At 70.8% G+C, this 20,015-nt stretch carries 21 protein-coding genes; 18 read left to right on the top strand and 3 right to left on the bottom strand.

Features of this window, described 5'->3' with window-relative positions; all coding sequences use genetic code 11:
* Window positions 1–382: 382 nt before the first annotated feature.
* Window positions 383–730, top strand: a complete 348-nt coding sequence (locus ACFWPS_RS33500; RefSeq protein WP_383711986.1) for a hypothetical protein — start codon at window positions 383–385, stop codon at window positions 728–730.
* 302 nt (window positions 731–1,032) lie between these two features.
* Here the strand turns inward: ACFWPS_RS33500 and fxsT are convergent, their stop codons facing one another.
* From fxsT to ACFWPS_RS33485, 3 genes are all read right to left on the bottom strand, one after another.
* Entirely contained in the window at window positions 1,033–3,477 is a 2,445-nt protein-coding gene (gene fxsT / locus ACFWPS_RS33495; RefSeq protein WP_383711985.1) for an FxSxx-COOH system tetratricopeptide repeat protein, read from the bottom strand.
* Window positions 3,478–3,772: 295 nt separating this feature from the next.
* The gene (locus tag ACFWPS_RS33490) at window positions 3,773–4,252 is read right to left on the bottom strand and encodes a hypothetical protein (RefSeq protein ID WP_383711982.1); all 480 of its coding nucleotides are present in this window, start codon (window positions 4,250–4,252) and stop codon (window positions 3,773–3,775) included.
* 183 nt (window positions 4,253–4,435) lie between these two features.
* The gene (locus tag ACFWPS_RS33485) at window positions 4,436–4,813 is read right to left on the bottom strand and encodes a DUF1877 family protein (protein ID WP_383712140.1); all 378 of its coding nucleotides are present in this window, start codon (window positions 4,811–4,813) and stop codon (window positions 4,436–4,438) included.
* Between the two features lie 114 nt (window positions 4,814–4,927).
* Here ACFWPS_RS33485 and ACFWPS_RS33480 point away from each other — a divergent pair, with 114 nt between their 5' ends.
* From ACFWPS_RS33480 to ACFWPS_RS33400, 17 genes are all read left to right on the top strand, one after another.
* Window positions 4,928–5,455, top strand: a complete 528-nt coding sequence (locus ACFWPS_RS33480; RefSeq protein ID WP_383711980.1) for a hypothetical protein — start codon at window positions 4,928–4,930, stop codon at window positions 5,453–5,455.
* A gap of 128 nt (window positions 5,456–5,583) precedes the next feature.
* On the top strand, window positions 5,584–6,405 hold the full coding sequence (locus tag ACFWPS_RS33475) for a hypothetical protein (protein ID WP_383711977.1): 822 nt from the start codon (window positions 5,584–5,586) through the stop codon (window positions 6,403–6,405).
* A gap of 10 nt (window positions 6,406–6,415) precedes the next feature.
* Window positions 6,416–6,625, top strand: coding sequence for a hypothetical protein (locus ACFWPS_RS33470; protein ID WP_383711975.1), 210 nt, complete (start codon window positions 6,416–6,418; stop codon window positions 6,623–6,625).
* Between the two features lie 37 nt (window positions 6,626–6,662).
* Complete coding sequence (locus ACFWPS_RS33465; RefSeq protein ID WP_383711973.1) at window positions 6,663–7,763, top strand: hypothetical protein; 1,101 nt, start codon at window positions 6,663–6,665, stop codon at window positions 7,761–7,763.
* A gap of 13 nt (window positions 7,764–7,776) precedes the next feature.
* Entirely contained in the window at window positions 7,777–8,169 is a 393-nt protein-coding gene (locus ACFWPS_RS33460; RefSeq protein WP_217560490.1) for a hypothetical protein, read from the top strand.
* Window positions 8,170–8,172: 3 nt separating this feature from the next.
* Entirely contained in the window at window positions 8,173–8,505 is a 333-nt protein-coding gene (locus tag ACFWPS_RS33455; RefSeq protein WP_383711970.1) for a hypothetical protein, read from the top strand.
* 22 nt (window positions 8,506–8,527) lie between these two features.
* Entirely contained in the window at window positions 8,528–9,037 is a 510-nt protein-coding gene (locus ACFWPS_RS33450) for a hypothetical protein (RefSeq protein WP_383711969.1), read from the top strand.
* A gap of 39 nt (window positions 9,038–9,076) precedes the next feature.
* Window positions 9,077–9,445 (top strand): hypothetical protein, encoded by a 369-nt coding sequence (locus ACFWPS_RS33445; RefSeq protein WP_383711966.1) that lies wholly within the window; start codon window positions 9,077–9,079, stop codon window positions 9,443–9,445.
* Between the two features lie 34 nt (window positions 9,446–9,479).
* Window positions 9,480–11,126, top strand: coding sequence for a hypothetical protein (locus ACFWPS_RS33440; protein ID WP_383711964.1), 1,647 nt, complete (start codon window positions 9,480–9,482; stop codon window positions 11,124–11,126).
* Complete coding sequence (locus ACFWPS_RS33435) at window positions 11,126–11,440, top strand: hypothetical protein (protein WP_383711962.1); 315 nt, start codon at window positions 11,126–11,128, stop codon at window positions 11,438–11,440. Before ACFWPS_RS33440 ends, ACFWPS_RS33435 begins: the two co-directional genes overlap by 1 nt.
* On the top strand, window positions 11,437–11,886 hold the full coding sequence (locus ACFWPS_RS33430) for a hypothetical protein (protein ID WP_383711959.1): 450 nt from the start codon (window positions 11,437–11,439) through the stop codon (window positions 11,884–11,886). The genes ACFWPS_RS33435 and ACFWPS_RS33430 overlap by 4 nt, the downstream gene beginning before the upstream one ends.
* Window positions 11,887–11,891: 5 nt before the next feature.
* Window positions 11,892–13,199: a baseplate J/gp47 family protein gene (locus ACFWPS_RS33425; RefSeq protein ID WP_383711956.1), complete on the top strand. Its 1,308-nt coding sequence runs from the start codon at window positions 11,892–11,894 to the stop codon at window positions 13,197–13,199.
* Window positions 13,196–16,480 carry a LamG-like jellyroll fold domain-containing protein gene (locus ACFWPS_RS33420; RefSeq protein ID WP_383711954.1) on the top strand — a complete coding sequence of 1,095 codons (3,285 nt, stop codon included), beginning with the start codon at window positions 13,196–13,198 and terminating at the stop codon, window positions 16,478–16,480. Before ACFWPS_RS33425 ends, ACFWPS_RS33420 begins: the two co-directional genes overlap by 4 nt.
* Entirely contained in the window at window positions 16,473–17,081 is a 609-nt protein-coding gene (locus ACFWPS_RS33415; RefSeq protein ID WP_383711951.1) for a hypothetical protein, read from the top strand. The genes ACFWPS_RS33420 and ACFWPS_RS33415 overlap by 8 nt, the downstream gene beginning before the upstream one ends.
* 9 nt (window positions 17,082–17,090) lie before the next feature.
* Window positions 17,091–17,732, top strand: coding sequence for a hypothetical protein (locus ACFWPS_RS33410; protein WP_383711948.1), 642 nt, complete (start codon window positions 17,091–17,093; stop codon window positions 17,730–17,732).
* A gap of 16 nt (window positions 17,733–17,748) precedes the next feature.
* On the top strand, window positions 17,749–18,387 hold the full coding sequence (locus tag ACFWPS_RS33405) for a hypothetical protein (RefSeq protein WP_383711945.1): 639 nt from the start codon (window positions 17,749–17,751) through the stop codon (window positions 18,385–18,387).
* A gap of 10 nt (window positions 18,388–18,397) precedes the next feature.
* A complete protein-coding gene (locus ACFWPS_RS33400) occupies window positions 18,398–19,906 on the top strand; it encodes a hypothetical protein (protein WP_383711942.1) in 1,509 nt (502 codons plus the stop codon).
* Window positions 19,907–20,015 lie beyond the last annotated feature (109 nt).

Raw genomic sequence — 20,015 nt, 5'->3', positions numbered from 1 at the left:
TCGGCCGCATTCCCGAACCGGTGAGCGACACAATCACGCGTCGGCTCAGCCGAGTTGAACTCGAGATTCCCATTCGACGCGCGCACCTCAAGATCGGCACGACATCAGCTCCGTACACCCGGACGCTGCCTTCAGCAACACACCAGCAACTCAACACCACAGACAACGCCAGCACACGCCCCCCAGAACCACCCGCCAGCCTTCTCAACCAACCGACAACACCGCAGGTCAGACACGACCCCCCACGCCAAATGACACCCCCCTGGTCGACACCTCGACATCACCCGAATGGGTGTATCCGAATGGCGGTACCACGCCGGGCGATTCTACGGTCGGTTCAGATCTCGGTTCCGAGACAGGTGGCTAGCCAGGGAGGTCAACCATGAACCGACTTCGCGCCCTCGCCATCACGGCCGCGCCCGCGGCATTGCTGATCGGGCTGGCGATTCCGGTTCCCGCCGCACCCGCGCCGAAGGCGCCGACAACGCCGAACGCCGGCTGCTACATGCCGCGGGCCGACCAAGTCCTCACTGCCCAGGAAGGCATCAAACTCGCCAGTGCCTGCAAGGCTCAGAAGTCGGATGACCCCTCGTGGCACTGGATGGGCAACTACGGCTCGGTCTACGACGTGGTCAACGTCGCGAACAGCAGGGGCGTCGGCACCGGCGGGCTGGTAACGATACCGAATGCCAGCGGCGGCGGCCTGATCCCGACGTTCATGTACTACTGAACAGACGGTCAGGAGCGCTCATCGGCATGTCATCAACGCGTCGGAGTGGCGGCATGGCGGGCAGTCTTCTGCTGATCACGGAGTTGCTGACGTTCTGTGATCCTGGGAGCAGACTCGTGCCCGTCGTGCCTGCGTCCATCATCGACCCGATCCGCGCCGAGCTCCTGGCCCTGCTGCCGGATCGTGAGACCGATCACCGGCTTGGGTGCCACAACCCGCCGATCCCGGACGCGATCGTCTTCGACAAGCCCGTCACCGCACCGGGGTTGAGGAAGGGGACAGCTCGGGGATTCCCAGCAGCGTTACCGCGTCCGCTGGTGCCGGGGTTTATCTGCTCGCCCTTCCGACTGCTCCAGGAACCTCACGCTGGCCAGGGTGTCAGGGTGGTCCTCACCCAGCACCCGCCGCCGACGAGCCAGGGCGTCCTCAGCCAGGGCACGGGCTTCCTCCCTCTGCCCCAACTCCGCCAGCCAGTTGGCCAGGTTGCAGGAGCTGGTCAGGGTGGCGGGGTGGTCCTCGCCCAACACCCGCCGCCGACGAGCCAAGGTGTCCTCAGCCAGGGCACGGGCCTCCTCCCTCTGCCCCAACTCCGCCAGCCGGTTGGCAAGGCTCGATGCGGTGCGCAGGGTGGCCGGGTGGTCCTCGCCCAACACCCGCCGCCGACGAGCCAAGGTGTCCTCGGTCAGAGCACGGGCTTCCTCCCTCTGCCCCAACTCCGCCAGTCGGATGGCAAGGTTCGCAGCCGTGCGCAAGGTTTCAGGGTGGTCCTCGCCCAGCACCCGCCGCCGGCGAACCAGGGTGTCCTCAGCCAGGGCACGGGCCTCCTCCCTCTGCCCCAACTCCGCCAGCCAGTTCGCCAGATTCGAGGCTGTGGCCAGAGTTTCGCGATGGTCTTCGCCCAGGAGACGGCGTCGTCGCCGGAGAGTGTCCTCGTCCAGGGCGCGCGCCCGTTCGTAGTCCTGGGTTTCGCCGTAGGCGCGCGCGAGGCAGTAGACGGTCCAGAGGGTGCCTTCATGGTCCGGGCCCAGCTGCCGGATCCAGGTGCGATGTAGTTGCTGGAGGCGGTCACGGGCGGTGCGGGCCTGCCCGCGGTCCAGCATGTACCAGCAGGCATTGCGAACTGCATCCCGCCCCGCCTTGGTGGTGATCAGGGCGGGGTCCACCGCTAGGAGGTGGGGCAGCAGCACGCGCCAGGCAGGCCAAGCCAAAGGCTCGCTGACATCTCCGGGACTGGCCGCTGTCAGCAGGGCTTCGGCGTGGACGCCTGCCTGTCGGCGTTGGTCGTGGGTGAGCTGGTCGCGCAGCACAGTCTGGGTGAGGCGGTGTAGCTGGATGGTGCCGTCCTGCGCCCGGGCCAGATTGTGCCGAGTGATCGCATGCAGTGTGGCGCTGCTGGCCAGACGGGTGGCCAGGGCATCCCTCAAAGGTGCGGAGCCGCCTTCGGGGACGTGGCCGGCGCAGGCGGTGACCGGGAAGGGTTCGGGAGCCAGCAAGGCCAGGCCGACCAGCAGGGCGGCCGCGCCGGGATGGTCGTCTTCCAGGCGGGTAGTGGTGAGGCGGACCTGCGCGGCCAGGGGGACGGGGTAGCGGGCCGGGTGCCCCTCAGACAGAACCGTGGCCGTGCTACGGGCCAGTTCGGCCGACAGGTCGGCGCTGGACAGGCCGTTGGCGAGCAGGGCGGCGGCCTGGGCAAGGGCAAGTGGAAGGTCGTCCAGGACGCGCGCGAGATGGTCGGCGTCACGCTCGTCCAGGACCGCGCCGTGGGCGTGTAACAGGGCGACGGACTCGGCCCGGGTGAACACGTCGACGTTCAGCGCTTTGGCGTGGGTGTACCAGTGCGGGTTGCGGGAGGTCAGCAGCACATGCCCGCCACCACCCGGCAGGAAAGGGCCCAGGGCTGCGGGGTCTTCGATGTTGTCGAACACCAGCAGCCAGCGCGAGCGGGTACGCAACTCACCCAACAGCTCCTGAACCGCCTTGGCCGAAGGCGCTTCGACTGGTGCAGCACCGATGCGGGTGGCGAGCTGGGCGAGCTGGTCGGGGATCAGGGCCGGGTCCTCGGACGCGACCCACCAGGCGAGTTCGTACTCGCCGGCGAACCGGTGGGCGTACTCGATGGCGAGCTGGGTCTTGCCCACCCCGCCGCGCCCGTGCAGCGCCTGCACCGCCACACGGCTGCTGGCTGCGAGGGTCTGGCGTAGCCAGACCAGCAGGGTGTCGCGGCCGGTGAAGGCGGCATTGCGGGCGGGCAGGTTCCACACCCTGGGCAGTGATCCGGGCAGGCGCGGCCCTCTGCCGCCCAACTGCCGCAAGGATCCGGGGAAGGCCGGGGCGACGGCCGGTCGGCTGCTGCCGTTGACCGCCTCCAGCAGCGCGTGGCGGGCAGCCTCCTCGTCCAGCTCGAACAGGTCACGGATGATGAGGGGGCGCAAGATCGGCGGCGGCACGACTCCGGCGACCCGAACCGGGGTGATCTTCTCCTGCATCGCCACCATCGCGGTCCACTCCGGCGTGGTGAACCGCTCCGGCTCGAAGTAGGCCGGGGAGAACAACGCCACAAACCGGCCCCGCTCCAACGCCGCGTTCATCCTCAGGACGAAGTTGTCACCCGTTCCCCAGTCCCAGTAGTCCAACTCCACCTGGAAACCCGCGTCGACCAGCTGCCAAGCCACCCATTCCGCCCAAGCCCGGTCCACCCCCGCGTGACTGACGAACCACGCCCCGCCAGGCATCTCGACGCCGCCCATCCTCACCCCCGAGTCCCACCGCGCCAGTCCATCGAGCCTAGAACCCCCATATCCCGCCTGCAGGCGGTTCACCCACGCCTACTCCCATAAGCCGCCAACCGGCAGGATCCAGGGCAGGGCAGTATCGACCACAGGTGAAACCCGGGCCCGGCTCACTCTCGATCTCCATCTCATTCAGCATCGTTCACGGCCGTTCACGGCCGCCGACGCGAGCCCCGGTGCCGTCGCCGAGCCAGCGTCCAATCACCTTCCGACGGAGCTGCCTTGGCAGTGCCGTTCACCGGGATGACGACGATCACTCGATCCCGAGGGGTCCGATGCCCAGATCCTCGCGCATGAGGCGACGCATCTGTGCCATGGCCGAGCGCCGCACTCGTATGAGGCGTGCTTCCTCGGCGGAGCCCACGGCCACGCCCCGAGCGTAGGCGTCGCGTATCGCGCGCAGGCCGTGGAACGCCTCGTTCCCCGCCGCCACGACCTGTGGCAGGCCGACGAGCCAGAGGCGTTCACTCGCTGTATAGAGGCCGGAGCCACGGACGGCCTCCCTCACCGCCGCGTCACGCACCGAATCGGACATGTGATCACCCAGGGCGACGGCACGCATCTCTTCGCCTGCCGCTTTCAGGGCGGACGCGAACTCCATGTACGCCTCACGCCGTACTTCCAACGCATGCCTGAGCTCCTCACGCCGCCACCGGTTGCGATCGGCAATAAGAGTGGCCGCGATGCCGATCACGGCACCGGTCAGTGTGGAGAGAAGCGACATCCAGTCCATGTGCGGCAGCTTGTCCCAACCAGTGCACCGGCACCAGTGGCTCTCGCAGCAGAGGCAGACATCGGAGCCGCCGACGAGACCGTCTCGCGATTGCGAGGTAGTCCCCTGGTCAGCCCCCCCTTGTCCAGCCAGGTTCAGCTGGGGCTTGACGGACGTGTGTCGGTTGGTGCTTTCCTTGCCCGGTCAGTCCAGCCAGACGAGCATCACGTCGTTCGCGCCGGCAGCCGCGTCGAAGAACCAGCCGAGGGGGTACACCTCGGCACGGGTCAGTTCGGCGGGGTCCACCCCGTTGATGAGCTGGGTACAGGTCGTGGCCCGCAGAGCTTCCGCCGCGAGCCGGACGCGCTCAGGCCGTAGGTACCTCGGAGGCTCGTACCCCCAGTCTCTATCCTCGGCAAACGGATCCTCACCGTGGATCACGTTCACCGGGAACTCGGCGCGCGCCAGCAGGAAGCGGAGCATGTCCCAGGTCTTGTACGTACCGAAGTGACGCGCCTCGGCCGGCGCAGGCTCAGACTCCTCCTCGGCGTCCTGGACCTCTTCTCGAGGTCCAAGGCAGATGAGGTTGTTCGCGTTCGAGTCGGAGGCCAGGGTTCTCCGGGGCCAGAGCGACGAGAAGATCAACCTCAGCGACCAGCAGCGGGTCTCCCTCTGCTGACGGGGAGGTGCCAGCAGGTGACGGAACAGGCGTCAGAGGATGCCTTCCAGCTGAAGTGGGAACTGAGGGACCGTGGTTGGGCACGTTGCCACCTGACCGAGGGTTCCCGGAAGGTGTCACTGACCGTCAGCTACTGCACTGACGCGCCGGCGGACCTCGTGGCCGTCGCGGGCAGTCTGTACGGGCAGTGGCACACGACCCGGTTCTTCTTCGACGCCGAGCCGCAGGAACTTCGCTGGGCTCTCCGCGCCACGGGCGAATCGGTCGAGTTGACCATCTACAGGTTCAGTGACGTTGCGGTCAGTCCTGGCCTGCCGGATTCCGACGGCACGGTGATGTGGCGATCGGTGTATCCGCGTACGGTGTTCGCCCACGCTGTTCTCGATGCCGCCCGGCAAGTGCTCGCGGAGCACGGCGAGACCGGCTATCGCTCCAAGTGGGTGCTGCATCCCTTCCCTGTCGGCCCGGTCCAGGATCTCCGCAGGCTGCATCTGCACGACGACGCCTGCGAGTTGCCCCACGACCTGCCCGACCTCAGCACCTGACGGTCCCGCTGACACAGAGGTGACGCCCCCGTAACGGCACTCCTGCGAACGTAGCCGTCGCCGGCCGGGCGCGGGTATCTCGCCGGGCTCGGGCGACAGCGGTCACCGAAGGTCTGGGGGGAAGCATGATGGCATTCAGGGACAGGGCGTTGCTCGCGTTGAGCGATCCCGCCGCTCTGGGTGCGTTGTTGTCGCCCGCCGATGCCTCGGGCGACCAACGGGTCCGCACCATGCTGGCCGCGACCTACGACCTGTCGGCCGCCCGGGTCGACACGGTCAGCTCCGCGCGGGTGCGCGAGGTCGCCCTGCAACGGCCGCTGTTCCTCACCGGGCGGCAGGACGGCGCGTGGTCGCAGCTCGTGCCCTCCTACACCCGCACCGAGGTGAGCCTGACCGTGCCCGCCCCGGCCGAGCCGGTCTGGACCGACCTGCTCGCCGGGATCGACGTCACCGTGGTCACGGAGGTGGACCCGGCCGGCGCGGAGGCGGTGCTGTCCCGGGGTTTCGACGACTTCGCGTCGTTCGACGAGTTCAGGGCCCGGTTCGCCTTCTTCGATCTCGACGCGTTTCTCGCCGAGCACGACATCAGCACGGTGGAGGAACTGCGGGACGCGTTCGACTACGTGGTGACCGAGGTACGCCTGCGTACGCCCGCCCCCTTCGACCCCGACGACCCGGCCAACACCCACCTGCTGCCGGTCACGCTCGCCGCCGTGATCGTCGATCCCTTCGACCTGACGGCGGGGCTGCGCGCCACCCGGCTGGTGCGGGAGGCCGCTCGGCGGCTGGCCGGACCATCCCCCGCCGGCATCCCGACCGAGGTCACCGAGGCGTACGCGACGGCCGTCGTCGTCCCGGCGGACGGCCTGCCCGACGGGCTGGCCGCCGCCGACGTCGAGCGGCTCTACGCCGCCGAGGGTGTCATCTGCCTTTTCGTACCCGTGACATGAGGAGCGCGCGATGACAGCACGCAAGCCCGCCCGGTCAGGTCCGGCCAAACCCGACCCGGCGCGGAAGGCACAGGAGGCACAGGAGGCCACGGCCGGGATCCCGAACACGCCCGAGGCCCCGGCCGGGGACCAGCCGGTCCCCGTGCAGCTCTCGCCCGAACCCCTCTCGCCCGAGGCCTGGCAGCGCCTGTGTGACCGGCTCGTTCGCAAGTACCACTGATCCGGCTCGACCGAGCCCGACATGGAGGAGGACCCTGATGGCCGTTCGGTATGTCCGGGTTAAGCCGCTCGTCAATCTCTTCGCACCGGCCGTGCGCGCGTTCGGCAACATCGCTGTCATCGGCCGGGTGACCACCGCGGTCACCAAGCCGCCCGTGCCCGTGCTGTTCACCGGCCCGGACGACGCGCACAAGAGCTTCCCCGGCGAACTGGCCGACTCGATCGACCTCGCGTTCCGTCAGACGCCCGGCCCGACGCTCGTCTACGGCGTCCCCGTCGCCGCGGACGCACCCGACTGGGCGGGCGCGCTGGAGGTCGTCGCGGGCCTGAACGTGCAACTCGTCATGCTGGCGAAAACCCCGCTCAACAAGGACACGAAGGCCGCGGGCGGCCCGATCGACCTGCTGTCCGCCCATGTCACGGCCGTGTCCAACACGGGGGCCGACGGCCTGGAGCGGATGGGCGTCGCGATGCTGGAAAGCGGCGTCGCCAAGGCGGACGACATCCTGACCAACGAGCGCATGGTCTACATCGCGCACAACAGCACACAGGATGCGGCGGCCGCCGTCGCCGGCACCATCGCCGGATACGAACCGTCCGTGTCGCTGCTGCTCAAGCCGGTGAACATCGTCAGCCCGCCGTTCACGCCGGCCGAGATCGAGACGTTGAACGGCACCGAGACGGACGACTCGGGACCGGCGGGAAAGGGCGTCAACTGGCTGACCAGCCCGGCGCTCATCCCCGGCAACGGCGTCTACATGGGCGAGGGCTATACCGGCGATCCCGGTGGCGGCAAGCGGTACATGGACGTCGTGCGGATGGTGGACGACCTCTCGTTCAGGCTCAAGGCCCAGCTCATCCACTCGATCGGGAACGTGCGGATCAGCAGGTCGGGGCTGCGCGCGCTGGTCGCCCAGATGGAGGCGATCCTCACACCGCTGCTCGACGCGGACGTGCTCAACAGCTTCGAGGTGGTCGTCCCGGTCCTCACGCTCCTGGACAAGGACCCCGCCACGCTCAGCGCCGCCGAGGCAGCCGCGATCCATGCCGCCGAGGTCCAGCGGCTCGTCCAGGTGCTGGCCGCGGTCGAGTACGCCGGCGCCGTTCACCGGATCTCGATCACCTTGAAGTTCGACTAGGAAGGGGTACCTGATGGCCGACTGGAACACGCGGCTCGAGGTGAAGCTCGGGGACGCCACGATCACACCGATCACCACCTTCACGCCCACCTTCAACGTGCCGCACACGGTGCTGCACAGCATCGAGGCCGACAACGTCGGATTCGTCCGCCAGCCGGCCACGTTCACGTTCACGATGGGCGTGCCCGCGGTCGCGACAGCCGTCGCCGAGCTGACCCAACTGGCCACGACCGGGGCCGAGTTCCAGGTGATCGTGGCCGAGAAGAAGGGCACGGACTGGGCCTTCGGTTCGCTCAAGTTCGCCCGCTGCATCGTCACGTCGGCGAGCCCCAGCAACGTCGTGGTCGACGGCGTCCCGCAGGCGAGCTTCACCTGCCTCGCGCTGTCCGTCGGCGTGGAGGCGTGAGCCGTGGACGGCGACATCGACATCGATACCGACACCGAGACCGACGAGGCGGGCGGTGACAGCGCGGGCGGCGCCGGGGGCACCTTCGCCGTGCCGGGGTTCGCGACCGGCGGCCGGGTGGAGCGGACCGGGATCGCGCTGGTCCACGAGGGCGAGTACATCGTCCCGCAGGCGGGCAGCGAGGCCGTCGTCTCGCCGACGAGCGAGGACGCGGTGATCAACTACCACTTCCCCGTCCAGGTGGAGGTGGTCGGGACGCTGCCGGACGCCGAGGTCCAGCGGGTGGCCGGTTACGTCTTCGACCAGCTCGACCGCGAACTCGCGGCCCGGACCTGACGCGCTCGGAAGGGGGATTGCGATGGCCGGCGCGGTGAACCTGCCTGTGCTCGTGGGCCCGGTGCAGTTGCTGTACGTGCAGAGCATGACCGTGAACGAGGGGTACCGAATCGAGCGCATCATGGGCAGCCGGTTCTCCCAGGCCACCCAGCCCACCAACAAGACGATCGCGATCGAGGCCGTACTGCTCGGTCCGCAACGCCTTGAGCAGAAGAAGGCCCTGGAGACGCTGGCGCTCACGGCGCGGCTGCTCGTCGCCGCCGCGCCGGAGGGCGGGTCCGCCATCGGCATCCCGGTCGTGTCCGGACTGACCATCAGCCTGGACATGCAGGTCACCGACCTGCGCTTCACACAGGGAGTGACCAAGCGGGACGCCCTGGACGTGTCGATCACGCTCCAGCAGGTTCCGCGGCCCAGCCTGGCCGCGGTGCTGGGCGAGGTCGCCGACCTGAGCCTCGCCGTCGGCAGTGCGCTCGTGCGGTCCGGTCCGGCTGTCAACCCCATCGCCCGCGTCCCGGGCGCCGCGCTGTGAGCGTTGCCGCGCACGTCGCCACGAACAAGGAGGCAGGACATGGCGGCCCCGAATTTCCTCGCGCTGCCGATCGACCCCGCCGCGGGGTTTCCGCAGGCGTTCCGGCTGTCCCTGGCCGGTCGCTCGTATCAGTTCCGCCTGTACGCCAACGTGCGGGAGGAACTCCTCGACAGTGTGACGGGCGACCTGCTCGACCTGCCGGCCGACGGGGCGTTCCTGGTGTTGTCGGTGGACCGCGAGGAGCCGTCCGGCCTGGTCGCGCTCCTGCGGCGCAAGCTGGTCCCCGGCGTGGAGTACCACGCGGCCGAGCTGGCGTTGACGTTCCCCGCCATGCGGCTGGACCCGCGCAACCTCAACGGTTCCGGCTCGTTCGGCTCCCGGGTCACGGGCGGGGTGGCCCTGCGATGAGCGCACGGACGAGCGCCCGGCGGGGGCGTGCGGCATGAGCTTCTCCATCTGGTACAAGGTCGAGATCTCGGCCGCCGGGGCGCCGCCCGGACTCGGGCTGCCGGTGACCGTGTCCAACGACGTGCTGGCCGGCGCGTTCGTCGTCGACGCCGAGATCACCGTCACGATGACCGAGGGCGCCGCCACCGACACGTTCGAGGTCACCCTGATCAACCTGCCGCTCGACCTCACCGAACTCATTCGCGCGGTCCGGGCCACGACGCCGGTGGACGTCACGATCCATCTCGGGTACTTCGAGGAGCCGACGACCAGGACGGGCGACGGCGGTCTCCTCCTGACCGGGCGGCTGACCAGGGTCTCCGGCTGCGTCGGGGCCGACGGGTACGCCCGTACCGTGCTGTACGGCCAGGAGACGGCCGGCTATCTGCTGCGCAGCACGCCCGCTGCGGCCGCCCGGGCCGGCGTGACGAGCGCGGCGGTGTTCGCGGGCGAGCTGGCCAAGAAGGCGAACGTGCCGGTGGCTCCGGGCTCGACGCTGCCGGGGGATCTGGCCGGCTTCACCGTACGCAGCGGCTCCACGCTGGATGCCCTGCGCGCGCTGGCCGACCGGGGCGACGCGCCGCTGGTCGTCCGCGACGGCACGGTCTATCTCGGCGCGGCCGTCGGCGCGGCGAGCGACGCGGCACCGGTGGCCTTCGCCCCCGACACCAACATCGTGTCGCTCGACACCGTCAACGGCGAGGACACCGCGGGCAGCCCGGCACCGCCGGTGCGCGCCGCGCTCGACCTCACCGTTCTCGGTCACCCGCGCCTGCGGGTCGGGCAGGTCGGGAGGATCACCGGGCTGGCGCGGGTGCCCGCCGGACCGCTGCGGCTGTCCCGAGTGGTGCACAGCTTCACGACAAGCGGCGGGTACACCGCGGAAGTCGGCCTGATCGCGGCGGGAGCGGGCGAGCGTGCCCAGGTCGCCGGGGGCGTGCAGGTGGTGGTGGACCGCTGGCGGGACATGACGCACCGGGCCCTCGACGACCACCCGGCCATCGACGTGGGCGAGGTCACCGGGTACGCCGACGGTGCCGGCGGCAAGCACCTGGCCTCGCTGCACTACGCCCAGGCACCGGACCCGGAAGTGCTCGCGCCCAGCGTCGCCAGCCCCGTCGATCCGACGGTCGACCTGCACGAGAAACCGATCGCATCGGTGTTCGCGTTCGACAGGACCGGCCTGGTCGTGCCCGTGTATCCGGGGATGCGCGCGCTGCTCGCCCACAACCGGGGCGCGGTCAACGACGCCGTGCTCGCCGGGTTCCTCTGGCCGGACAACCCGGTGCTGCGCCGCCCAGCCAACGAGCCGGGTGACTACTGGCTGGCACTGCCCACGGCGCTCGGCGACGACGGCCTGCCCACGGGCCCGGGCGCCAACGACCTCACCGACGCGGGCGGCCGCCGGGTGATCCAGGCGGCCGGTCTGCACCTCCTGGTCGGCGCGGGTGCGCTGCCCGAGGTGGGTACGCGGCCTGTCCCGCCCGACGACGACACGATCACCATCGAGCATCACAGCGGCACGACGATCACCGTGGACGCCGGCGGCGCCGTCACCATCAGCACGGGCGACAAGCCGATCACGCTGACCAACGGCGGGGTCAGCCTGAAGCTCGACGGCTCGAAAGTGGCGGTGTCGTGATGCCCGCCGTCCTCACGGCCGCGTCGAGCCTGGTGTGTCCGCACGGCGCGCCCCTGGTGATCACGCCGAGCCAGCAGTTGCTCGCCGTGGACGGCCAACCCGTGCTCGTCCAGGCCGACCTGCTCACGGCGACCATGCCGGCCTGTCAGAACAAGCCGCCGTGCGGCGCGGTCGCCTCCGTCGACACCGGCCTGTCCACGACGCTCTGGGTCGACGGCCAGCAGGTGGTGCTGGAGACCGCGCAGGGTCCGACGCTGACGGCCTCCCCGTGGCGGGTCGTGTCGGCAGGCCAGACGAAACTGGAGGCAGAGTGACAAAGCCGACACCCACGGACCTGTTCGGGAGCGGCCTGCTCGTGGCCGACGGTGACCTGGTGTTCGACGGCAAGGACCTGGTCGCGGTGGCGGGGATCGCCAACCTCACCCAGGCGCTGACCCTGCGGGTCCTGACGCCGTCGGGCTCCGACCGGTTCAACACCGGCTACGGGCTGGACGTCACGCAGGCGTTCACCCTGCCGAACGGTGCCCGCATGGTCAAGGAAGTACTGAAGCTGAACCTGGTCGGCACGCTGGGCACGGACCCGCGGGTCAGCGAGGTCAGGCAGGTGACCTTCGACGACGACCCCGACCGGCTCGCCGCCGGTCCTGACGCGGTGGCGCGGGCGCGGCTTGCCCGGGCGCGCCGGGTGTGGGCCGTCGAGGCCGACCTGGAGACGGTGGCCGACGTCCCTGTGACGCTGCGCGTGAACGTGGAGGTGTGACGATCGTGACCGATTTCGGGGTGACTCCCGGCGGGTTCGTGCTCAAGCCCGTCGATGCGATTCTCGCCGAGTCCTTCGACCGGGCCAGGCAGGTCTTTCCCGGCGCGGACCTGACCAGTACCAGCGCGCTGCGCAAGATCCTGGAGACGGCCGCCGCCGAGGACGGCGAGGTGTGGAAGCGCCTGGAGGACCTGTACTACCAGAACTTCGTCTCCACTGCCGTCGGGGACGCCCTCGACCTGCTCGGCGAGGACATCGGCCTGGCACGCGCACGGCTCTTCAGCAGCGGCACGGTCAGCGTCACCGTGGTGAATCCGGCGGAGGGGCGGCCGTATGTGCTGCCCGAGGGCGCCATCCTGGTGACCGCGGACCGGCCCGCCAGGGCGTTCGGCACGGTGGCGCCCGTCACGCTCGACAACCAGGTGCCGACCGCCGACGTCGGCGTGGTGGCGTTCGAGCCGGGACCCGCCGGCGACGTCGACACCGGCGCCGTCGCCGGCATCGACCCGACGTACGCCTCGGTCTACCTGGCCGACCTGGGAGCCGCGCGCTTCGAGGTGAAGAACGACGCGCCGCTGTCCGGCGGCACCGGCATGGAGGCGGACGAGTCCTACCGCGGCCGCCTGCTCGGCTTCGCCCGCAACCTCTGGACGGTCGAATCGGTCGCCCAGGCGGCCCTCGGGGTCAGCGGTGTCATCGACGTGGTGCTGTCCGACCCGCTCGGCGGCGTGGACGTGTCGCAGAGCTACTTCGACCTGTTCAACTTCGACCAACGGGCGTTCAGCAGCGAGCGCCGCGCCGGCGAGCCGTACTTCTTCAGCGTCGTGGTGGCACACGACTTCCGCTGGCCGTGGCAGACGACGGGCCCGGTGCCGGGCATCTTCGAACGGGTCGGCGTGGCCGTCGACGCGGTACGGCCGATCGGCATCCACGCGAACATCGTCGAGGCCGACCACATCGAGGTCGGCGTGCGGGCCACGCTCGTGGTCGCGCCCGGCTCGGACGGCGTGGCGCTGCTCTCCTCGGTACGCCAACGGCTCGCCGCCGACATCGCCGGTCTTCGTCTGGGCGGCGACGTCCTGTACTCGCAGGTGGTCCGCGCGTTCGTGGAGCAGCCGGGCGTGCTGGACGTGCAGGGACTGCACCTGCGCCGCTCCCCCGCGGCGTTCGGCCGGATCACCTTCGGCGACGTGCCGTTCCAGGAGGTGCTCGCGGAGGCCGCGGTGGGCGAGAACCTGGCCATGGGCCCGACGGAACTGGCCAGGTTCGCGGCGGGCGGCGACGCCTTCGACGTGACGGTGGTGACCGGATGACCGCCGAGGTGACCGCGCCCGCGAGCGCCGCGACCCGGATGGGCCGCAGGCTGACCGTCCCGTTCGAGCGCGGCGCCGGGACCATGGAGCTGCCCCTCGCCCTGTACGGCAGCAGTCAAGTGACGGTCGTCGCCTACGACTTCGCCGACCAGGTCGCCCGCTTCGGCGCGCCGCCCGAGCCGCGGTACGTGCTCACCGCCGCCCAGGACATCCCCGTGGACACGACGGTGACGGTGAGTTTCGAGGAGCCGGAGACGGGCGGGGAGGAGCAGTTGCTGCGCGTCGGCGTACCGGCGGGCACGGTGGCCGGCACGTCGTTCCTGCTCGAAAAGCCGGTCACGGCGACCGCCCGGGTCTTCATGCTCACGATGGCGCCCACGCCGCCGGGCAACGACCCGCAGAACTGGTGGACGCTCACGGTGCTGCTCGGCAACCTGGCCAAGCTGCTGTGGGTCACCGGCGCCGAGCGCGAACAGCTGCGCAGACACGCCGGGTTCACCCTCGCCCAGCGGCACCTGCCGTCCGCCGTCGGGCTCAGCCTCGACCTCATCGGCGCCGATCTGGGCGTGCCGCGCTTCCCGCCGCTGCCGCACGGGTTCGACGCCCGCACCGTGGCCTTGTACCACCTTGACGACGCGGCGGAGGCCGTATCGGCGGCGGAGGTGACCGCCGCCTACCCGGGCCGGACCGGGCACCCGGGCACACTCGAAGGACCGGTGCAGCTCGGCGTCACAGGCCGGTACGGCCGGGCGATGGGCTTCCGGGCCCCCGAGGCCTTCGTCGACGTCACGACCAGCACCGCGTTCGACATCGGCGAGCACGACGGTGCCACGATCGAGTGTTTCGTCCGCCCCGACCAGGTGCCGCCGCGCACCCCGGACGGGCCGGTGCTGAGCAGGCACCCCGACCCCGAAGGCGGTGAAGGACCCGGCTGGGTGCTCTCGGTCGGCACGTTCGGGCGGGGAGTCGCGGGCAGCCTGTCGTTCACGATCAGCGACGGCGACACCACGGTGCGCCTGTTCGCGGACACCACACTGCCGACCGACGCGTTCACCCATGTCGCCGCGGTGGTCGACAGGATCACCGGCCGGGTCGGGCTCTATCTCGACGGGCAGCTGCGCGACTGGCGGTTCCTCTACCCGCTCGGCGCGGTGGCCAACACGGCCCCGCTGCGCATCGGCGCGGCCGGCGGCTCCTTCCGCGGGGTCGTCGACGAGGTGCGGATCAGCTCCGTGGCCAGGGCCTCCTTCGCGCCGGCCCTCGGCGAGGACGACGACCACTACCGCAAGCGGCTCGAACTGTTCCGCCGCTGGACGCTGCCGACCCCGGCCAACCTCACCACGCTCCTCAACCGGCTGGCAGGACCGATCGGCGGCGACGAGGCCTCCGACGCACTGGTGGTCGACGACAGGAACGCCCCGCTGGTCCGCGGCACCCGTCTCGTGCACGTCCGGCCGCGGGCCCTGCTCCCCGGGGAGAGCATCGACGCGGCGGGACGGCGGCGTTCGCCCGAGGCGAGCGTGGTCGGCACCGCGGGCCAAGAAAGCGCGTTCGACCCGGCCTATCTGCTGCGCTACGACCGCGCCGACGTGGACTTCACCCCGGCACCGGCCGGGAGCGGGCCGGCCGACCCGCACCTGGTGCAGGTCGGGGTGGCCGAGCGGCTCGACGCGCTGGTCACGCTGGCCGGCGCCGAGACCGTGCCGCCGGGCAGACTGCTGGTCGACGCCGGCTACGACCCCGGGGCGGACGACCTGCGGGCGACCGGCCGGGCGGTCCTGCTCGGGCACAGCTCGGTGGCGCCGGGCCGCCTCGCGGCGCTCGCCCACCGGGCGGGTTTCGACTACGTCGGCTACCGCACGGCGGACGGCGCGGGGAAGGTCTACGCGGCCGCGGCACTGGAGGACTACTTCAGGATCGACCTGACCCCGGCCGACCCCGACCCGACCGTCACCGCCCAGGCCGACCCCGACCCGACCGTCACCGCCCAGGCCGACGTCGGCCCGAACGTCACCGCGCGGACCGTCACCGCCCCGGCCGATCTGACCCCGGCCGCCCCCGACCCCGCCGACCTGATCCCGGGCATCCCCGTGACGCTGTCGCTGCGGCCCGCGCCCCCGGCGGACGCCTTCCTGCGCTGGCTCGTCGTGCCCGGTGGTGCCGGACGCGGCACGCTGACGCCCGAGAGCGGCCCCGGATCACGGCACCGGACTGCCTCGCTGCTGCCCACCGCGCCCGGACAGCTGATCGTCAAGGCCGACGTGACCCGGGGCAGGCACGCCGTCCCGGTGTCGGCGACCCACGCGCTGCGGGTGGGCCTGCCCGGCCTCGACGACGGCGCCACGGTCACCGCCGACGGCACGCCCGGCCTGCCCGCGTCCGGCGTCGACCGCCCGGGGACCTACTTCGACGCGGCGTTCCTGGTGTTCCACGACGACCCCCGGGTCGACTACGGCGGCCACGACGCCCACCTCATGCAGCCGGCCGTCGCCGAACTGCTCGACGCCCTGCTCGCCGAGCTGGCCCGCCGGTCCGTCACCGGACGCCTCGCCGTACCCGCCGGGTACGCCGCCACCAGCGACCCTCCCGACCTGGCCGTCAAGGAGGGACGCAGGCTCGTCCTGCGGCACGGTTCCCTGGACGCCGGGGCACTGGCCAAGGTGGCGTTCGCGGTCGGCTTCGCCCATCTCACGCGGCACGGCGACGACTTGGAGGTGCGCCAGACGCCCGGGCAGCTCGTCGAGGTCCGCGGGCCCGCCGGCGTGGACGGGGGCGCGGTCATCGAGCTGGACGAGGGCACCACCATGGACCTCACCGCGACCCCGACCGCCGAAACCCTCGCCGCCGCCGGGCTCACCGGCCAAGTACCCGACGAGGGGCCGCGGTTGAGCTGGGCCTCGGGGACGTACGACACCGCAGCGATCACCGTCGGGTCCAGCACCCGGCAGACCGTCACGCTGCGGGCCGACGCCGCCGGCATGGCCTGGGTGCAGGCGAGCTACCTGATCGGCGCCGAGCCCGTCCCGTACACGTTCCAGGTGCGCCTGCGGCCCGAGCTCGACACCCCGGCGACGGTCATCACCAAGGACCAGCACGACCTGATCATGAACGTCCTCAACGTGCTTCACCCGGTCGGCGTCGAGGTCAACACGGCGGCGGTCCGCGCGCACGTGATCGAGGTCCAGGGCGACCTGGCCCAGGCCAACCCCGACTACACGTACCCGAAGTTCCGCGTACGCAGCACCCTGCCGCGCCAAGTCAGGAGGCCCGCCGATGGCTGACATCAGCTTCGAACCCACCTTCCAGCACAGGGAGTTCGTGGACGGTCCCGACGGTGACCGGGTCAGGGCGGCCGAACCGAACGGCTTCAACGCCCGGTTCGGCGCCATCGAGGGCGACCTGCGCCAGATGTCCGCCGTCGTCGACCAGGTCAAGGCGGCCATCGCCGCACGCGGCACGGGGCCGGTCGAGCGCGTGCTCATCCTGCCGCCGAGGCTGCTGGAGTTCCCGGCGCGCTCCAACTGGACCACCACCGCCAGCGGTGCGGCCCAGGCCAACGACCATGGCGTCGACGGAATGATGGAGGTGGCGCTCCCCGACAACGTCCGGCTGGTGTCGTTCCGCGCCATGGGCCAGAACCCCAGCGGGGCGGCGGCGCCGCCGGTCATCTCCCTGTCCCGTCTCGCCATCCCCGGCGGCACCCCGGAGACGGTGGCCGAGATCTCCGGTGACACGAACCCGTACGACAAGACCACGCTGATCGACGCATCCGTGGCCACCACCGCGACCGCGACGTACCGGTACCTCATCCGGGCCACCGTCACGTTCGCGCCCCAACCGGTGACGATCGCCGGTTTCCAGATCGTCTACACCAGCAGCTGAGGAGTCATCGTGGCCGACATCAGCTACACCCCCACGTTCCGCGACGTCCCCTGGACGGACCGCAGGGACCGGGCGACGGCGAGCGGGCCGATCGGGTTCAACAGCAAGTTCAACGCGATCGCGAGCGACCTGCACCAGTTGTCCACCGTGGTGACCCGTATCGGCACGGCGATCGACGCGTCGAACGCCCCTCCGCCGCCGCAGCAGCAGCGGCTCAGCTTCACGCCGGTCCTGCACACCACCTCGTCCTCGACCGGCGAGTGGACCTACGACGCGAACGGCGTCGTCAGCACCTCCAGCGGTGAGGCGCTCGGGGTGGCCAACCTGACCCTGCCCGACGGGCTCCGGCTGACATCGGTGCGGGTGGTGGGCACCGTCGGGAGGAACTCCTTCGGGGCCGGTGGCGGCGGTGTCTCGTTGCTGCGCACGCCACTTCGGCTGGTCGTGCCGCCACCGGCGCCCGAGACGCTGACCGGCGACGGCGGCATCCCGGGCAAGGGGGCTTTCGACCTGCAGATACCGGTCACCGCGTCGCGCGCCCTGATCGACACCAGCGTCTTCCGCTACGTCTTCACCGCGAACTTCACCACCATCACCTTCGGCGGGCTGTCGATCGAGGCCGTCCATCTCACCTTCGTACCGCCGTCCTGAGCGGGAAGGGACACCCATGAGCGACATCGGCTACACCCCCACGTTCGCGCCCACCGACTGGATCGACAACTTCCACCGCATCCAGGCCGACGGCACGAACGGCTTCAACGTGCGGTTCGACGCCATCCAGGCCGACCTGCAGCAGGCAGCCACCGTGGTCTCCGAGATCAACACCGCGATCGGCAGGCCGGTCGGCGTCCCGACCGGCCAGCAGCTGCTCACGCCCGGCCTCGACCTCGTCTCCACGCCGAACTCCGTCATCGGCGGCTGGACCTTCGACGAGACCGGGGCGGCCCACCCCGACGCCGGCACCGCCGGCGGCAGTGCGGTGATGGGCCTCAGCCTGCCGGCGGACATCCGGCTGGTCTCGTTCCGGGCCATCGGCCTGTTCGCCGGCGGCCCGCTCAGCCTCAACATCCTCCTGCTCAGGATTCCCGTGTCCGACGCGAACGCGGTCCCCGACCGGCTGGCCCAGATCAGGACCGACACGTCCGTCTTCACCAATCCGTACGACATCACGGTGCCCGTCGACACCGCGTTCGCGGCCGTCGACCCCGACGCGTACCGCTACTACATCTCGCTGTCGACGGGCTTCGTCCTGGACTCCAGCGCCACCAGCCTGGCGACCGTCCAACTCGCCTACACCGCGGGCTGAGCCCGACGCCATGCGGATCGACTGTCACGTCCCGATCACCCTGCGGATCGTCGGGGTACCGAGCGACGACCAACTGGAGGCGGCCGGCCGCGCGTTGACCCGCGCGGTCGCGGCACGCCTCGCCGAGGCCGAGCGCATGCTGGCGGACCGCCACCCGGAACGGGCCACCGGCGGCCCGACGGCGCCGGCGGTCGCGCATGTCGACGCTGCCGCGCTGGCACACGAGGAGCAGCGCTCGGCGGCACGAGCGCACGGCGTGCCGGTGGGCGGGAGCGAGAAGCCACCGGACGACCCGTTCGCCGGGGCGCTGCGCGAGGCGGAGCGGGAGAACGCGCTCGCGCACCCGCCGACCCCATCGGGGCCGGAGCCGGTCGTGCCGGACTCCCCCTCACAACAGGAGGAGGTATTCGCGCCCGTCGACCCGGCGACCGACCTGTGGCCGCTGCCCGGTGTCGAGGACCGGATCGTCGCGCTCGCCGAGGAGACCGAGGAACGCGAGCGGGCCTCGGGCCGGAGTGTCACCCACACCAGGGACAACATGATCGAGTACTGGAAGGAGCGCTTCGTCGCGTCGGTGGACTACATCCTCCACCGCCGAGGCGGCGGGCACCGGAAAAGGCTCGCCACGGGACTCGCGGCCGCGGAGAAGAAACTGGCGGGCGAGTACCGCCGGCTGCGGGCGCAGGCCTTCGCGGCGGCCGACAAGAGGGACGCCGAGACGCGGCGGCTCCGTTCCGAGCCGGACCCGGACGTGGTCGACGAGATCCTCGCACTGCACCGCGCCGAGGAGGAGAGCTACGCGGTCAGGCTGGCGAACGTGATCGCCCGGGTGGACGCCCTGCGCCGCGACTACGCGAACAGGTGGCGGCAGGTGGCCGAGCGGGCGGCGCGGGAGTACGTGGTGATCGCCGCCAACCAGGCGGAGTTCCTCCTGCAGAAACCGCAGCCCCAGGTCCGGGTCTACGGCCTGCCCGAATACCTCGAAGGCACGGTCCCGGCGGCCGACCGGCCCGATGTCCTTGCGCAGGGCCAGGACGTGCCCGGCTCGTCCCCGACCGTCGTGAGGTTCATCGAGGCCGTCCAGAAGGAAACCGGCTGGCATGTGAAGGCGGACAACTATCCGAATCATGCGAACAGCAACCCGTTGCTCGGGGACAAGGAGAGCGTCGGCGAGTACTCCTTCGACATGGACCTCAGCGGTTTCCTGAAGATCACGGAGGACGGGTTCTACGAGCGTGACAAGCTCGTCGGCTTTCTGGTCGCGGTCGACCGCGCCGCGCGCCACGAGCGGATCGCGTGGAACGCGTACTACAACGACGCGGTCGTCGCCGGCCGGGTCAACGCCGCGGTCGGCCGCAGCCGGATCACCTTCTCCGGTGGTGGCGGCCCCAAGAACAACCCGGGCAGCTACCACCACGGTCCCGGCCTCTACGTGCTGCACATGCACTTCAACGTCATGCCGGTCGACATCGCCGCGCAGTACCTCGTGGGCAACCCGACCGAGGTCGAGATCGACTAGGGCCCGTCACTCCCCGGAGGTTCACGGTCATGCGACGCCTTTATCACCTGCCCGCCGACGTCGGGGTGCCGGACGGCGTACCGGCGCAGGACAGGCAACGCCTGGTCGC

The organism is Streptomyces sp. NPDC058457, from assembly GCF_042720695.1.
Taxonomy (GTDB): Bacteria; Actinomycetota; Actinomycetes; order Streptomycetales; family Streptomycetaceae; genus Streptomyces.
The sequence above is the reverse complement of the archived record's forward strand: the minus strand, read 5'-3'. Positions and strand labels throughout refer to the sequence as shown.

Coding starts and splice junctions, on each gene's coding strand:
- ACFWPS_RS33490 (WP_383711982.1), bottom strand. CDS start 4,252: ATGGACTGGATGTCGCTTCTCTCCACACTGACCGGTGCCGTGATCGGC.
- ACFWPS_RS33475 (WP_383711977.1), top strand. CDS start 5,584: ATGGCATTCAGGGACAGGGCGTTGCTCGCGTTGAGCGATCCCGCCGCT.
- ACFWPS_RS33460 (WP_217560490.1), top strand. CDS start 7,777: ATGGCCGACTGGAACACGCGGCTCGAGGTGAAGCTCGGGGACGCCACG.
- ACFWPS_RS33440 (WP_383711964.1), top strand. CDS start 9,480: ATGAGCTTCTCCATCTGGTACAAGGTCGAGATCTCGGCCGCCGGGGCG.
- ACFWPS_RS33470 (WP_383711975.1), top strand. CDS start 6,416: ATGACAGCACGCAAGCCCGCCCGGTCAGGTCCGGCCAAACCCGACCCG.
- fxsT (WP_383711985.1), bottom strand. CDS start 3,477: ATGGGCGGCGTCGAGATGCCTGGCGGGGCGTGGTTCGTCAGTCACGCG.
- ACFWPS_RS33450 (WP_383711969.1), top strand. CDS start 8,528: ATGGCCGGCGCGGTGAACCTGCCTGTGCTCGTGGGCCCGGTGCAGTTG.
- ACFWPS_RS33420 (WP_383711954.1), top strand. CDS start 13,196: ATGACCGCCGAGGTGACCGCGCCCGCGAGCGCCGCGACCCGGATGGGC.
- ACFWPS_RS33405 (WP_383711945.1), top strand. CDS start 17,749: ATGAGCGACATCGGCTACACCCCCACGTTCGCGCCCACCGACTGGATC.
- ACFWPS_RS33445 (WP_383711966.1), top strand. CDS start 9,077: ATGGCGGCCCCGAATTTCCTCGCGCTGCCGATCGACCCCGCCGCGGGG.
- ACFWPS_RS33415 (WP_383711951.1), top strand. CDS start 16,473: ATGGCTGACATCAGCTTCGAACCCACCTTCCAGCACAGGGAGTTCGTG.
- ACFWPS_RS33500 (WP_383711986.1), top strand. CDS start 383: ATGAACCGACTTCGCGCCCTCGCCATCACGGCCGCGCCCGCGGCATTG.
- ACFWPS_RS33400 (WP_383711942.1), top strand. CDS start 18,398: ATGCGGATCGACTGTCACGTCCCGATCACCCTGCGGATCGTCGGGGTA.
- ACFWPS_RS33465 (WP_383711973.1), top strand. CDS start 6,663: ATGGCCGTTCGGTATGTCCGGGTTAAGCCGCTCGTCAATCTCTTCGCA.
- ACFWPS_RS33435 (WP_383711962.1), top strand. CDS start 11,126: ATGCCCGCCGTCCTCACGGCCGCGTCGAGCCTGGTGTGTCCGCACGGC.